Raw genomic sequence first — 13,250 nt, forward strand, 5'->3', positions numbered from 1 at the left:
TGGTTGACGGAACCCCTTGCGCGAGACAGACAATCCGGTCGTGCTGAGCGGGAGTTCGCGGAGGTCGCTGACGGTCATGCCGTCAGCTGTGCCAACTGCGAGCGCTGCGATCAGTAATCCAGCTGTCAGAACGGCGATACCTATATTAGCAGGAACAAATGTGCTGGGGACGTGGTTGGAGCGGCGAAATCCGGGAAGGAGGAAATTATGAAATTCAAGCATTCAGTACTCGCCTTCGCGCTCGCCGTATCGCCGCTCGCCCTTGGCGGATATGCTGCGGCGCAGGACACCCCGCAACCGCAGCAGCCGGCCCCGGAGACGCAGGGGACCGAGACTCAGCAAATGCCGGGTAGCGACAGCCAGACCGTCACCGGCCAAAAGGACGATCGTTGCTCGAAGCCGAATCCGCCAGCCGACTGCCCAAAGGACCCTGACGCCGCCACCACCGGCGCCATCAGCTCCTCGTCTGCCGTAGAAGTGACGGCCGAACAGCAAACCCAGCTGCGCAGCGTCATAAAGGAAAGCAACATTCAACCCGTCGACAAGGTAGATTTTGACATATCCGTCGGAGTTGCGGTGCCGCAGAGCATCACCCTCCACGCCTTGCCGCCGCGGATCGTCGAGATCGTTCCCGCCTACAAGAGCTACAAATATTTCATGCTCGCCGATGGCCGGATCATCATTGTCGATCCGAACAACATGAACATTGTAGCGGTCATCGCCTGAGCGGGCGAACACCGCCAGCCACGAGGCCCGCCTTGTCGGAGGCGAGCCTCCATTGTATCAACCGCACTCGTCTCAGCTCTTAGCGTGACGCATTGCCAATGCTGCACAAGGTTCTCCGGCGATCTGCCCTCTGCGCTGCGCGTCGGGGAGGCTGACCGTTTGTGACGCAGGCACAGCCGGCGCAGTCCGTTCAAGGTTCAACCTTGCTTATCGTCTCAAGGGGCTCGGGAACCCCATTGACCTGCGGCGAGTACACAACCGTTTCGGTTTTATCCTCCAGCATGGCACCGTCGAACCGCCAGGTGGGCGAAGATGGCGCCTATCGCCAGCAATAGAAAGGCCGGTGAGGCGCACTTATCGGGACTAAAGACATTGCTTCAGCTGCTTGAGGATTGTTCTTGCGCCGGCCGTCACTCCGGAGAGGGCCGGCGCGATCGGCTGTGCAAATCATCCGGCATTGGCCTCCCAGCCAAGTCCTGCCCGATCGCGTCCTTGGCTTGGCGGCCATCCAGCCGATAAAGCAGGGCAAGGACTATCTCCCTGTCACTGATGCCGCTGTCGGGCGAAGTGCAATTCGACAGATCTCGTCGGCAACCTCCAATGAGCTTTATCATCTTTTCGGCAGCCATGGCGGTGTACCTCAAGGGAAAGCTCGGAAGTGCAGCCCAAAGCGTGGGAGAAGGACGGAAGCATCGGTCTGGGACGTCGCAGCACTTACGGCAGCAGGCGTTAAACCCGGTTCCTCAGGTGCTCTTCATCCCAATATGGATCGGGAACAATACGCGGCAACCTGAGAACGCCACCGTCGTTCTCATCCTACTGCGAAAAGATGTCTCTCCACGATGGTCACGATAGACACTCAACTGCTTCCCGATCGGCCTGCTTCTACTCGCCATAGGCGCTATCCTGACCTACTTGGCGATCGGCGGGGCTTGGTCTGAGCACCGGTTCAAAACAGCTGTCTACACGCCGCAAATTACAGAAAGCCAGAAGGCTCGCTGAGATCCGGCCGCGACCTAGGTTGGGAGGAACCGCAATGGTCAAGCGTTTAGCAAGAACATTTCGCCAGCGAGAGAGACCGGGACCGAGCTTGTCGGGCAGGTCGTTTCTGACTGGTGCAAAATGCATCAAGTGGACCCGAAGAACCATACGGCGGTGATGGAGGGCCTGAGAGTTCTCTAGATGATGCGAGAGTTTGATATGACGGACGGAGATGAGCTTCTGAAGAGGTTACTGGCGAGCGACGAGGTCGGCCTCTAGAGCCACTCAATACACCCACTCCCGGCGGGCGGACAGTCTAATCGCTCGGTTGTCACGACAAACCCCAAAAAACCCAAGGCGCAGTGATCTTGGAAGTATAGGACCTTAGTGTCCGACGCCTGTCGCTAAAGGTCCAAGTCCGGTTGCCGAATGGCTGCCGCGAGAAATAATTGAGCTAGCGTCGAAGCGCAACCGGAGCTAAAGCGATGTCGGACAGGAGACGGAAAGATCGGCTTTCCGATCTGGGTTGGAGGATCGCATCCGGCCCCGGATCGACAGCAATCTACCTCGCAGCGGCCCTGTCGGTTGCTGCGCTTTCGAGCGCAGAGACCGGTATCCCGGCATATGTGCTCGTAGCCATGGCGGTTGTCCTGGTTCTGTTCGTTGACCCATCCCAGAAAATTCGAAAGTTTCGACACCAGAGCGCCGGCGACTTGGCGGTCCCGGCCGGCCAGCCGACACGGGACCGCAAATGGGTCCCAGAGCAAAGCCCCCTTCACGGCATGCGCTCTGGGGCTCATCGGGGAGAATCGTTTTTGTCCAGCAACCTCCCGGCGCGAAAAAAGCCGGATCCGATCGACTCTAACGTCGGCCGAAAGATCCGTAGGCAGCGCCTCTTGCTGCACATGTCACAGACCAAACTGGCGCAGGCACTCGGTATCACTTACCAGCAGGTGCAGAAGTACGAAAACGGCCGCACTAAGGTCAGTGCGAGCCGGCTTCAAGCGATTGCGAATGCGCTGAAGTACCGCTCACATCTTTCTTCGAGTACTTGTCTGCCAGAGACGACAGTAGCGAGGCCAGGCTGGACACCGGCCGATCGATGGGAGCGTTTGTCGCCAGCCCGATGGGAATTGCTCTCAATCGCGCCTTCGCCCGGATCACCGATGGCGAGGTGAGGCGTGCGTTCCTTAGTTTGGTCACCCGAGGTGCCGAGCAAGAAGGAAATCAGGTTTTACCTCCGCCGCGTCAGTAGGGCGAGGCAAACCCCAAACGCCAGCGATGAGATGACCCACAGGATTATCCAAAGGTCAGCCTTGCTCATTGGCGTGTTTCCACGGTTATGAAGTTCCGTGCGGATGAGACACAGGCGTGGATTTCATAAGCGCGTTCAGCCGGGTTGTTCAGCCGGCGAGTTCATGTCCACGCGCAGCAATTCGTTCGTAGGCGTCCTGAAGTGCCGAAGGTCGGATGAGCCGACCCGAAGCCAAGCGCAACAGCGCCTTGAGGTGCTCCCTGCCGGCATAGCCGACGATCGGTGCGAATGGCGTCATTGTGGCTGCGATGTCGTCAGGATACAGTCGTGCGAATTCGACGAAGTTCGTGAAATCTTCGTAGTTGCCGTCCTCTAACAAGAAGGTCTCAACAGGAGCTCCTTCTGCCAGCACCACGTCATGGGTGTCGAGCACGATCTGGAAGTACTCGATCGTGTCCCGACCATCCGGAAGGGCCTGAGTGATCGATGTACCGTTGACGAGATCCTTCGCTTGGATGAGAACGCCGTTAAGGTACAAGGCATGTCCGGCCGAGAGGTAAAGCGCCTTGTGCGGCCTGCGCCCGTCGAGAGCGAAGCGGGCGATGCAAATCGGTACCACCTCCTCATTCCATATCGGACCACACCGCCGATAGATTTGGCGCCCAATCCATTTGATGGGCAGCGCTTCACCACCCACCGTTTCCACGAGGTCACCGATGCGAAGGCTCTCGATGCATGTCTCGCCCGCCGGTGTCATGATGGATGTGCCGCTCAGCAGACACATCGGTCCATTACCATTGCCGGGCCCCTCTCCATGGCCGTGGCCGTGGCCCTTCCACCGTTCTCCGATCTTCCACCAGGCCTTGCCGCCGGCTTCGGCCGAGGACGCCGAAAGAATAGTTGCAGCAGGTGCGCCCAGCGTGGCCAGCCGGGCACCAATTGCCACAACTAAACCGAGCACATGACGCCTTGGCTCGTTGATCTGCGAGCCTCCGTCCTTGGTGGCCATAGTCGTTCTCTCCAAGTCTATTTTTGGACCTTGAGATTATCCCTCCTTGTAATCACTGCGGAAATTTGACTTTTTGATTGTTCTCATGGAAGGAGGGATGGCTATCTTACCACTTAAGGTGCAGGTACTGGCGTTGGCATCAACCGAGATGACGGACTGGTGCAATCGAAGAGGGCACCTGATGTGGACCGTCCCGAGCCAGAACCGGTTGCGTCCCTTCGGACGGACAAACCGTACGGTTCGAGCTTTTGTTCCAGTGAGCCGCTGGTTCCTACGGCGCTCGAACATGCTGGAGCGAAATACACGCAGGCAATCGGGCGGTAGAGATGAAGGGCTTCCTTGGAACCGTCCCAGCGCCAGAATCGTTATAGGGATCCGTATGTAAGACTTCCCCACGCGGAGCGAAGGATCCATGCGACTCCGCCCTCAGGGCAAGGGGAACAGAGGGCTCAGGAAATGGACCGAAATAGCCGACTTCGGCGGGATCAGAGACTGAGGTTCTTGGTCGCGCTCGCCACGCCAGCTCTCCTTCTTGCCGTCGCAATTGCTGCGGCGGAGTGGCTGGCCTAGCAGTGTGAGTTCAGCAAACATCCTTCATGCTCGTAGAGCTGGTCCATGCTGAGCGGCGCGACGTCGGCGACGCACTGCTTTTGACGCGCCCGTCGCTAAGAACCACGACGTCGTCGCAGAATGAAATCGTGCTCCTGTGATGGCCGATGACGTTTGTCATGCGACGCCCGGCCCGTAACTTGAGCGTCTCGACGATCGCCGCTTCCGAGAGACCGTCTACGGCGTTCGTGGCCTCGTCGAGAATAAGGATTGCCGGATCGCGCCGAGCGCCCTGGCAAGCGCGACGCGCTGGCGCTGCCCGGCCGACAGGCTCGCGCCCCGATAGCCGACGACGGTCTGGTAGCCTTCGGGCAGCTTTTCGATGAAGCCATGCGCTCGGCGAGCCTCGCCGCGCGCTCGACTTCAGCAAGCGTGGCACTTTGGCCGTAGGTGATATTCTCGAGTATGGTACCGTCCACGAGTTCCAGGTCCTGGCTAGCCACGGCGATCTGGCGCCGCCATTGAGCAGGGTCGATCCGGTCAAGCGGCACACGCCATCGATGAGAAGATTGACGACGGTGGTCGTGCCCGCACCCGATCGCCCGATCGCCGTCGAACAACCGCCGCGTATCTCGAAGCTCGCCGAGTGGAGTACGACGGCCCTGGAGCCGGAAGCCGGGTATTTGAGGGTCACATCATCGAACACGATCCGCTTGTCGAGCCTGTCGATAGGCTCGCTCCCTGAGGGCGGTCGCGGCTTGTCAGACGAATCCAGCAGCCAGCGCACCTCTTCCAGCGAGCCGCTCCAACCTGGATCTGGCTCCAGGACATTTGTACGGCACGCACATGCGGTTGCAGACGGCAAAGCAGCACGACGAAGGCGAGATCACCGGAAGCTCGCGCCGCCGCCAGGAACAAGGCGGAATGCAGCACCTCCGTGAGCGGCGGCAGGACGGCCTGTCTGGTCTGCAGCACGAAGCCCGCGTTGCCCTACGGAATCGGAAGCGGAATCGCAGCAGCTGCCAGCTTGGCAGGAGAATCCGCAATATCATCGGCTTCCTTTAACCCCGGTTTTCCAGTTTTTTATGTCGGGGAGACACGAGAATCAACGTTATAAGGTTTTGGCAGAAACTTATAACGTTGACAACAGCAAGTGTGGTTATAAGGTCTTGGCAGAGACTTATAACGGCGATGTAGATGAGCGGAGACGACGACTTCCTACGCAGACGGCAACGGCCCTTCGAAGAGGGCCGCCGCATTCGATAAGGAAACGCCAATGAAAGAGATCGACATCAGCTATCGAACGATGTTCGCGGAGCTAACGCAGCGGTCGCTGGACGCGCAATTCGCGGCCGACTTCCCCTTAGAGGGATGGTTCGTAACCGTAACCGTGAAGGACCGCGACTATTGGTATTTCGATCTCCCTACCCCCGAGGGCAAGGACAAGCGAAGCTACGTCGGCCCCGCGAGCGACGAAGCGATCACGGAGCGGGTGAAGGCCCACAAGGAGATCAAGGACAACATCCGCGAACGGAGGCGCATGGTTAGCACGCTGCGCCGCGCTGGCCTCCCCGGTCCCGATCCATTCGCGGGCGACGTCACGAAAGCCCTAGCCGACGCCGGATTGTTCCGGTCGCGGGCCGTCCTGATCGGTTCGGTGGCATTCAGCACCTATGCGGGGATGCTCGGCGTCCGGCTGCCATCGTCGGCCATGCAGACAGGCGATGCGGATTTCGCGCAGGACTTCGCGATCTCGGCGGGTGTCCAAGACAGCCTGCCGCCGATCCTCGAAATCCTCCAATCGGTCGATTCCGAATTCCGAGCGGTTCCGCACCAGGCGGACAAAGCCAAGGTGGTGGCCTTCCAGAACGCCAAGGGCTACCGAGTGGAGTTTCTGACGGGAAACCGGGGATCGGACGAATACACGGGCAAGCCGTCGCCCATGCCCGCCCTCGGGGGCGCGTCGGCGGAAAGCCTCCGGTTCCTCGATTACCTGATCTACGAGCCTATCCGCACGGTGCTCCTCTTCCGCGAAGGCGTGAACGTCCTAGTCCCCGCGCCCGAGCGTTATGCCGTCCACAAGCTGATCGTGGCCTCCAGAACGCCCACGGACACGCTAGGACGCGTGAAATCGGACAAAGACCTGACGCAGGCCTCCTTGCTATTCGAAGCCCTCATAGAGACGCGCCACGATTACGAACTGGCCGATGCTTGGGGAGAGGCATGGGAGCGCGGCGATTCGTGGAAGGAAGGGCTTTGCAACGGCCTCTTGAGGCTGCCTGACAAGGGCGTGAAAGCGCTCGCCAAGGCGTTGGGGTCGCAGATGCCTGACTTGGAGGAGTTGAGAACTGATGATCGGTCCAAATGACTTCCCCGGCCTCGCAAGCCTGTGCTGGAACACAAACCCGGCACGGCCCATCGATCGCGACGTTGCGTAGTCGCTCTACCGCGCCTAATGGCGGTTCATCTACCAAGACGACCTGACGGCCGAGGAAGTCGCGCTGATCGAAAGCCTTGAGGTCGAATTCGGGAACGGAGAAAGGCTGCTCGGCACGGACGGCCCGCCGCCTCCGATGGCTCGTCAGGAAATCACACCGGAGCAAGCGGCCGAAATCCTCGGCATTGATTTCGTGCTGTGCTCCGGAGTGTGCGTCCCGGCGGGGGGCTCGTCGGCCAAGAGCCCGGACTAACTCTTTTGTGTAGCTTTTCGCCGATGTGCCCACACGCTTTACTATCTTGGCGCGAAATGGCGGAGAGAGGGCATGCACTATCGCAACAAGTCGGTGCTTTTCGCGGCACCTGGACTGGTTATCGGAGCGGTCGCGATCGCTGCTGCCGGCGGCATGACCCTGGGCGATTTTGACAAGCCAGAGCTTTTGCTCGCGGCTCTGTCTGTTGGCTTCATCGTTGGAATGGCCGTTGAGGAGCTCCTGTCCACGATGCGAAGGCAGGCGTGGCGGACAAGGAACCGATCACGCTGGGAGAAAGCAGTCTCCGGAGCAACCATTGTCCCTGGACCCTGGCTTTCGACGCCTGTTGCGGAGTCGCCGAAACCGGTCGATGCTGCGGATCAGTTGCGGATTGTGATGGGCTCGAATTTCACCATTCAGCCACTCCTCAACAAGAGCGAAGCGCGGGTGTTCAAAGAACTCGACCGCATCGTGGTCGGCTGCAACCCCGCTTGGCAGGTCATGGCGCAGGTTTCGCTAGGGGAGATCCTTCGCAGCAGGAATGCGGACGCTTATCGCTGCATCAATGCGAAGCGCGTCGACCTGTTGCTGGTCGACGGTAACTGCCAACCTCGGCACGCCATTGAATATCAAGGCGGAGCGCACCATCAGGCTGCCGCGGCCGCGCGCGACGCGGTCAAGAAGGAGGCGCTCCGACGCGCCGGGATCGGCTCTTACGAGGTGGTGGCCGGCCAAACTACACCGTCTGAACTCAGGCGGTTGGTCGAGAAGCTGGTGGACAAACCGAATGTTGCCTAGCCCCTGCTCCGCCGATTCAGTCGGCGCACCGCTCGTCTGTCTGCACAGAAAACAACCACGAACGCGTGCGCGGCCTCACCGCTCGCCCCGATGCGAATTGAAAGCGTGATTGATGCCAGCATCGCCCGTCGCCTGTGACATGTCCATGGACTTTGCGGCCGTTCGGCAGAATCTGTTTCCGGCCAGTCACGGCGCGATTGGCGACTGGCTTGCGTTCCACTGGCATCGTGATCGAACCAACAGAATTCAGGCGCACAAGGTTCATTCGTCACAGGCCATTGCGATTGACGTGTTCGGCACCCTCAAGGTGAGCATCGATCGCGATCTCGTCCTCGATGCCATTGCCCGGCGCGTGGGGGTAGCACCTGGCGGCCCCTGGTCCCTCACCCTCGAGTGGACAGATCCCGATCGACTTTTGGGCGAGCCCCGGCCCACGCAAGTCGATGCCCTTGCCGTCGGGTCGAATGCGGCACTCGTCATCGAATGCAAGTTTACCGAGCCGGGAGGGAAATGTAGTCAGACGGCCAAGTCGCGTTCTGGGGAAGCCCAGTGCAATGGGAGCTACACCGACCAAGTCAATCCGCACAGCGGCATGCGCTCCCGGTGCACTCTTGCAGGCAAAGGGATTCGCTATTGGGAATTCATTCCCGAGGTCTTCTCGCTGAACCCGGCTGGCGACTATGCGCCCTGCCCTTTCGCGGGAGAAGCCTATCAGTGGATGCGCAACGCCGTGTTGGCCGCGGCGATAGGCAAGCACCGCAACCTTCAAGCCGCCGCCATTGCCGCCTTTGCCGACCACCCGAATTTTCCGACGGCACGGAAGGCGAAACGCAGTCTGATTGACCCCAGCCTCGGCCACCCAGCCGCAATCACGCCGATCTCTTATCAGGAGATCATCGACATTGCTCGCCAAGTGGGGCTGGATCAGGAGCTTTGGACCAAGCTTTCTGCATGGCTTGACGAAAAAATCGCAAGGGCCTCATCGCGATCTACTAAGGGCGTGGTTACGATCGAGTAACGCCAAGTGCTTACTCTCCAATTCTCTCAAACCGCTACTGCTCGAGCGTTCCGCAGGATACATTATGCGATTTTTTGAGCCCAGAACGGGAACTTCCTCGCAACAAAAGCCGTGCACAGGACTCGATAACAACGGCTCCCTTCGACCCAACTCAGCCGTTCCCCGTGCAAGCCTTGCGGTGACGGCTCACCACCTGTTGCGCTACGGTTAAAGCGGTCACTCGACCTCAATCGACCCGGCGCAGATTCTCTGCAAAGAGGCCCATATTCGTGCCGCGGCAGATGACGACGATGCGGCTACCGGCTGCCAGGCCCTGCCTGAAGTTGTTTGGGACGCCGCAAATGCTCCCGAAGATAAAAGGGAGCCCTTGCAGGTCGAGCGGTGAGCTGCATCGACGTCGCCATAGCGATCGGCCTGTGCCAAGGGAGCTCGACCTGATGGCTGGCGATCAGCGCAGGCATCATCGGACCGGCAATGACGACGACGTTCGTTCCCAGGACGTAACCTAAGAATGGAGCAGCGACGACGCCAATCGCCTTCCGTAAAGGGCTGCCCGGAGTGACATCCATGCCTTTCTTGGCGATCCATAACAACAGCACCGGTGAGACTAGGCCAGCCGCAAGTCCTGGCAGGTTTGTCCTGGACATCCATTCGGTCGTAGGAAGTTATATCCGACCATCTTGGTGAAAAGAGACAGAATACCAAGCAGCAGCCAGCCCATCACCACGATCCCGGCCGGCTTAACGCGCCGCTGCCCTGTAATCTCACCTTCTGAACTGCCCATTAACAAACACCGCACGTTCGACAGCGATCCCCATCGACAGCTCCTCGGCATACTACGGGTTGTAATTCAAGGCCGCCGGGCTACACGGTGAGTTGCGCGCGGCCTGGTTCGTCGTGCCGCTCTCTAGTGCGATCGCAAGTGCCGCAATCAATGAAACACGTAGCAGCGTGCACGGAAACGAGCCCTGCGCGATCGGCCTGCCGAAGGACAGCTCTTGGCTCTTAGCGCTCGTCCAATCGGTAATGTGGAACGACATTCCAACGATCGGGCTTGCCCTTGCGACGACGGCAAGCCGACTGCGAATCCCTCGCCTTGACGGGAATCGAACCGCAGACCCGCCGCTGGTTTTCAGCTGAGCTGAGATCAGTCCATAGGCTGATGCTGTGCGCCAGTAATCAGGTCATGGCATGAAGCGACATGTTGTAATTCAGCCTATGGACTGTTATTGTTGCACATTAAATCAAGTTACGGTCTGAGAGTACCATGAAGAGCGATACTCGTACGAGAGCCCGGCTGCGCCTCGACGAAAGGCTTCAGACGCTACAGCCCATTGATCGGTTCAGGGCGCCCCCAAAGGGATGGGTACGCGCGCTGCGCGACGCTCTCGGCATGACGGGTGCGCAGCTCGGCGCGCGCATCGGCGTTCGGCCCCAAACCATCGAATCGATTGAGATGTCAGAAGCAGCAGGAACGATCAAGCTCAACACGCTGCGCCGAGCCGCCGAGGCTCTCGATTGCACGCTTGTCTACGCCCTCGTTCCAAACAGCTCGCTTCAGGCTGTCGTTGAGGCTCGGGCACGCAGGATCGCGATCCGCGAGCTTCAGCGCGTTGCGCACACGATGCGGTTGGAAGCTCAGGGGACGGAGAATGCAGATTTCGAAGCTCGGGTCCAAGCTTACATTCGCGACAAGCTCTCTGAACGCGATCTCTGGAACGAAACATGACGGATCTCTTCCAAGAGCCTGATGACGCAACGCCGCTTGAGCAGCACGAGCGAGAGAGCCTGCTACAAACCTGGATCACCCACCGCAGCGACCTCAACGAGGCCGAGCAGGAAAACATCGTCGAGGGTACGGCCTGGGCGCGCGGCCGCCGGCGTTTGCCCATTGAGCAGATGCTCACTGAAGACTTCATGCGGACACTGCACAAGCGAATGTTTGGCGACGTTTGGCGATGGGCCGGTACGTTCCGGACGACGGAGCGCAACATTGGAGTTCAGGCCTACCGCATCGGAATGGAACTCGCGAGTCTATTGGGCGACACCCGCTATTGGATCGAGCATGAAACTTTTCCGCCGGACGAGATCGCGATCCGGTTCCACCATCGGCTGGTCGCTATTCACCCATTTCCGAATGGAAACGGTCGTCATGCGCGACTAGCGGCTGATCTTCTGATTGAACGCCTTGGAGGAGAGCCTTTCAGTTGGGGCGGCGGTAGTCTGGCCGACGTCGGTGAACTGCGCGCACGTTACGTCGCAGCACTACGCGCAGCGGACAATCATGACATCGGGCCGCTGCTGGAATTCGCGCGCAATTAAGTGCTGTTTCGCTGCGGCACGTACGTTCGAACCGGAACCGACCCGGCCTGGTTGTACAGGCGGCACGCCTGGGCACTGCGCGGGACGGTTATGTCTTATCGAGATCTCAATTAAAACCTACAGAAGGAATACCCATCGAGGGGGCCCTCCCAATAGCGATCTCTGGCCGTGAAACGAACCGCAGACCAACGGTTTTGAAAAGCTATTCCACTATGCCAATTTTACGTGGCACGCGGCGCCGGCGGTTCCCATCGATACATTATGCGATATTCAAGGTACAAACCGGGAACGTCGTGACCTACGACTATTGAGTCGTTCCGGCAGCGAACAGTGCCGCGCGGGAAATTGGCGTCAGCCGGTCTTCTGAGGGGGCAAACTTAGGTCTTAACCACTGCACACGACGGATATCTGCGGACTTAAGGCTTTGGAGGCAGTGCGGCCGGCAGCTGACGAGCTTCGATCGGCTTGCCCGCGACAAACCACTCGTTGGACGGAATTTCGCCAAACATCACCGTCGTCGCCTCCGAAACTCAGCTGAGGCGACCCACGCATCGAAGCTTGTCTCGATAGGTGCGATCGTCCGCTCGAAAGCGGCGATAGCTTTTCCGATGTTAGCGAAAACCCGGTTCACCGCCTCCCGGTCCTCTTCCTTCATCGCGTTCCAAGCGGCGGCGGCCTTCGGCCCGGAGTTCGGTCCGCTCCGGCAAATGGCAGGTGGCGCAAGCGATGTCACCCATCGAGCTGAAACGCTCGTCGAAGAACAGCGCGCGACCGAGCTCCGCAGCGCGGGCAAAGTCGAGCAGTGTCGGTGCCTATCTTGGCCTGACACCCAGGCGCTACCAGTCGGGCGAGGCAGACCACAACGGCAAGATCTCCAAATGTGGCGATCCTCTCGTCCGGGCCTACCTGTTGAGGCCGCCACCACCTTATTGACGCGCGTCGAGAAATGGTCGGCCGCTCAAGGCTTTGGGCCTGCTGGATCGCCAAACGGGGCGGCATGAAGAAGGCAGCCGTCGCCGTTGCGCGCCATGACGTGCGAACGCTCGCCTCGACAACTCAGAGAAACGTGACGCAAGAGCAGGTTACGGAAAAGCAGTTGACCGGGAGGCCGCAATTAGAGAACTGCCCCCGGCAAGCAGGTTCACGACTCCGCTTCTGGCGCCGGCGTTTCCCGCAAGCCTCCGCCAAACCCTACGGCGCTACCTGGCGGCGCCGGGTTTCCTTCGGCTCCTCTGCCCTCCTTAGGTTTGCTGCGGCCGGGTAGTGTGTTGAAGGTTCCGCAAATTCTCTGAGAGGGGTGCTCATGGCAGGCTGGCGATGTTCAGGTCACTTGATTCCCTCACGAGGAACGCCACCATGATGAAGACTCAAGATAAAACCGCCGTCGCCACCGTCAAAGACGTTCTGCTTACGAACCCCGATGGGCTGCGCGAGGTGATCCGCGCCGTGATGCAGGCGGTGCTCGAGGCGGGTCACCGCCAGCTGCCTCGCCTGGTCCGGGCGCTGGCCGTCGACTCACGAGAACTGGATGGAGGCCAACGGATACATCACATGGACCAACAAAGAGAGCACAAGAGACTGGCTCTCCGCAACCCCGCATGACCAGACTCACGGCCGCCCCTTCTGAACTTGACGCACACAACCGCCAAACGCGGCTACGTCGGCGATCGACCCGGACCCTTTCGTCCTGCTCAGATGAACACCTGACGCTTCATTTTCGGCCGGTCGCTTGAGACTGCGTTTCGGGGACGCTATCTCACCAGGTCGAGCACCGGCTCGCCGGCTACCTTTCTCTCGACCCTTTTCCTTATTGGTCGCAACGGCAGGTCCCATACTGGGACTTCGATCGGACGATGCAGGCAATTGGTAGAAGATTACCGCCCCTTCCGTTTTGTCGAGATA

At 59.7% G+C, this 13,250-nt stretch carries 11 protein-coding genes and 3 pseudogenes; 9 read left to right on the forward strand and 5 right to left on the reverse strand.

The window, feature by feature from the left end:
- Nucleotides 1-222, reverse strand: a 222-nt coding sequence (locus N181_RS34215; RefSeq protein ID WP_210172807.1) for a hypothetical protein, incomplete at its 3' end; no start/stop codon positions are given.
- Here N181_RS34215 and N181_RS02400 point away from each other — a divergent pair.
- Both N181_RS02400 and N181_RS34395 read left to right on the forward strand, forming a co-directional pair.
- Nucleotides 208-726, forward strand: coding sequence for a DUF1236 domain-containing protein (locus N181_RS02400; RefSeq protein WP_050984051.1), 519 nt, complete (start codon nt 208-210; stop codon nt 724-726). The genes N181_RS34215 and N181_RS02400 overlap by 15 nt on opposite strands.
- A gap of 1,886 nt (nt 727-2,612) precedes the next feature.
- Nucleotides 2,613-2,885 carry a helix-turn-helix domain-containing protein gene (locus N181_RS34395; protein WP_234885995.1) on the forward strand — a complete coding sequence of 91 codons (273 nt, stop codon included), beginning with the start codon at nt 2,613-2,615 and terminating at the stop codon, nt 2,883-2,885.
- Between the two features lie 225 nt (nt 2,886-3,110).
- On the opposite strand, the gene N181_RS02415 is transcribed toward N181_RS34395, so the two are convergent.
- Nucleotides 3,111-3,971 carry a Hint domain-containing protein gene (locus N181_RS02415; protein WP_037437558.1) on the reverse strand — a complete coding sequence of 287 codons (861 nt, stop codon included), beginning with the start codon at nt 3,969-3,971 and terminating at the stop codon, nt 3,111-3,113.
- Nucleotides 3,972-4,537: 566 nt separating this feature from the next.
- Nucleotides 4,538-5,532, reverse strand: a pseudogene (locus tag N181_RS30715) (ATP-binding cassette domain-containing protein); the annotation flags it as partial.
- 264 nt (nt 5,533-5,796) lie between these two features.
- Between N181_RS30715 and N181_RS02430 the strand changes: the two are divergent.
- From N181_RS02430 to N181_RS02455, 5 genes are all read left to right on the forward strand, one after another.
- A complete protein-coding gene (locus N181_RS02430; protein WP_037436502.1) occupies nt 5,797-6,888 on the forward strand; it encodes a nucleotidyltransferase family protein in 1,092 nt (363 codons plus the stop codon).
- A 394-nt stretch (nt 6,889-7,282) separates the two neighbouring features.
- Nucleotides 7,283-8,008 (forward strand): DUF2726 domain-containing protein, encoded by a 726-nt coding sequence (locus N181_RS33615; RefSeq protein WP_037436499.1) that lies wholly within the window; start codon nt 7,283-7,285, stop codon nt 8,006-8,008.
- A 139-nt stretch (nt 8,009-8,147) separates the two neighbouring features.
- Complete coding sequence (locus tag N181_RS02440) at nt 8,148-9,026, forward strand: PGN_0703 family putative restriction endonuclease (RefSeq protein WP_037436516.1); 879 nt, start codon at nt 8,148-8,150, stop codon at nt 9,024-9,026.
- A gap of 1,267 nt (nt 9,027-10,293) precedes the next feature.
- Nucleotides 10,294-10,755, forward strand: coding sequence for a mobile mystery protein A (locus tag N181_RS02450; RefSeq protein ID WP_037436495.1), 462 nt, complete (start codon nt 10,294-10,296; stop codon nt 10,753-10,755).
- Nucleotides 10,752-11,348, forward strand: a complete 597-nt coding sequence (locus tag N181_RS02455) for a mobile mystery protein B (protein ID WP_037436493.1) — start codon at nt 10,752-10,754, stop codon at nt 11,346-11,348. Before N181_RS02450 ends, N181_RS02455 begins: the two co-directional genes overlap by 4 nt.
- Before the next feature lie 550 nt (nt 11,349-11,898).
- Here N181_RS02455 and N181_RS34400 read toward each other — a convergent pair.
- Both N181_RS34400 and N181_RS35425 read right to left on the reverse strand, forming a co-directional pair.
- Nucleotides 11,899-12,018: pseudogene (locus N181_RS34400) on the reverse strand (cytochrome-c peroxidase); the annotation flags it as partial.
- On the reverse strand, nt 11,960-12,151 hold the full coding sequence (locus N181_RS35425) for a cytochrome c peroxidase (RefSeq protein WP_080579309.1): 192 nt from the start codon (nt 12,149-12,151) through the stop codon (nt 11,960-11,962). The gene N181_RS35425 and the pseudogene N181_RS34400, both read right to left, overlap by 59 nt.
- Between N181_RS35425 and N181_RS30730 the strand changes: the two are divergent.
- Nucleotides 12,141-12,375: pseudogene (locus N181_RS30730) on the forward strand (transposase); the annotation flags it as partial. The gene N181_RS35425 and the pseudogene N181_RS30730 overlap by 11 nt on opposite strands.
- A gap of 329 nt (nt 12,376-12,704) precedes the next feature.
- Nucleotides 12,705-12,950 carry a hypothetical protein gene (locus N181_RS02460; RefSeq protein WP_141322330.1) on the forward strand — a complete coding sequence of 82 codons (246 nt, stop codon included), beginning with the start codon at nt 12,705-12,707 and terminating at the stop codon, nt 12,948-12,950.
- The last annotated feature ends 300 nt before the right edge of the window (nt 12,951-13,250 follow it).

The organism is Sinorhizobium fredii USDA 205, from assembly GCF_001461695.1.
In the GTDB taxonomy this organism is placed as follows: domain Bacteria; phylum Pseudomonadota; class Alphaproteobacteria; order Rhizobiales; family Rhizobiaceae; genus Sinorhizobium; species Sinorhizobium fredii.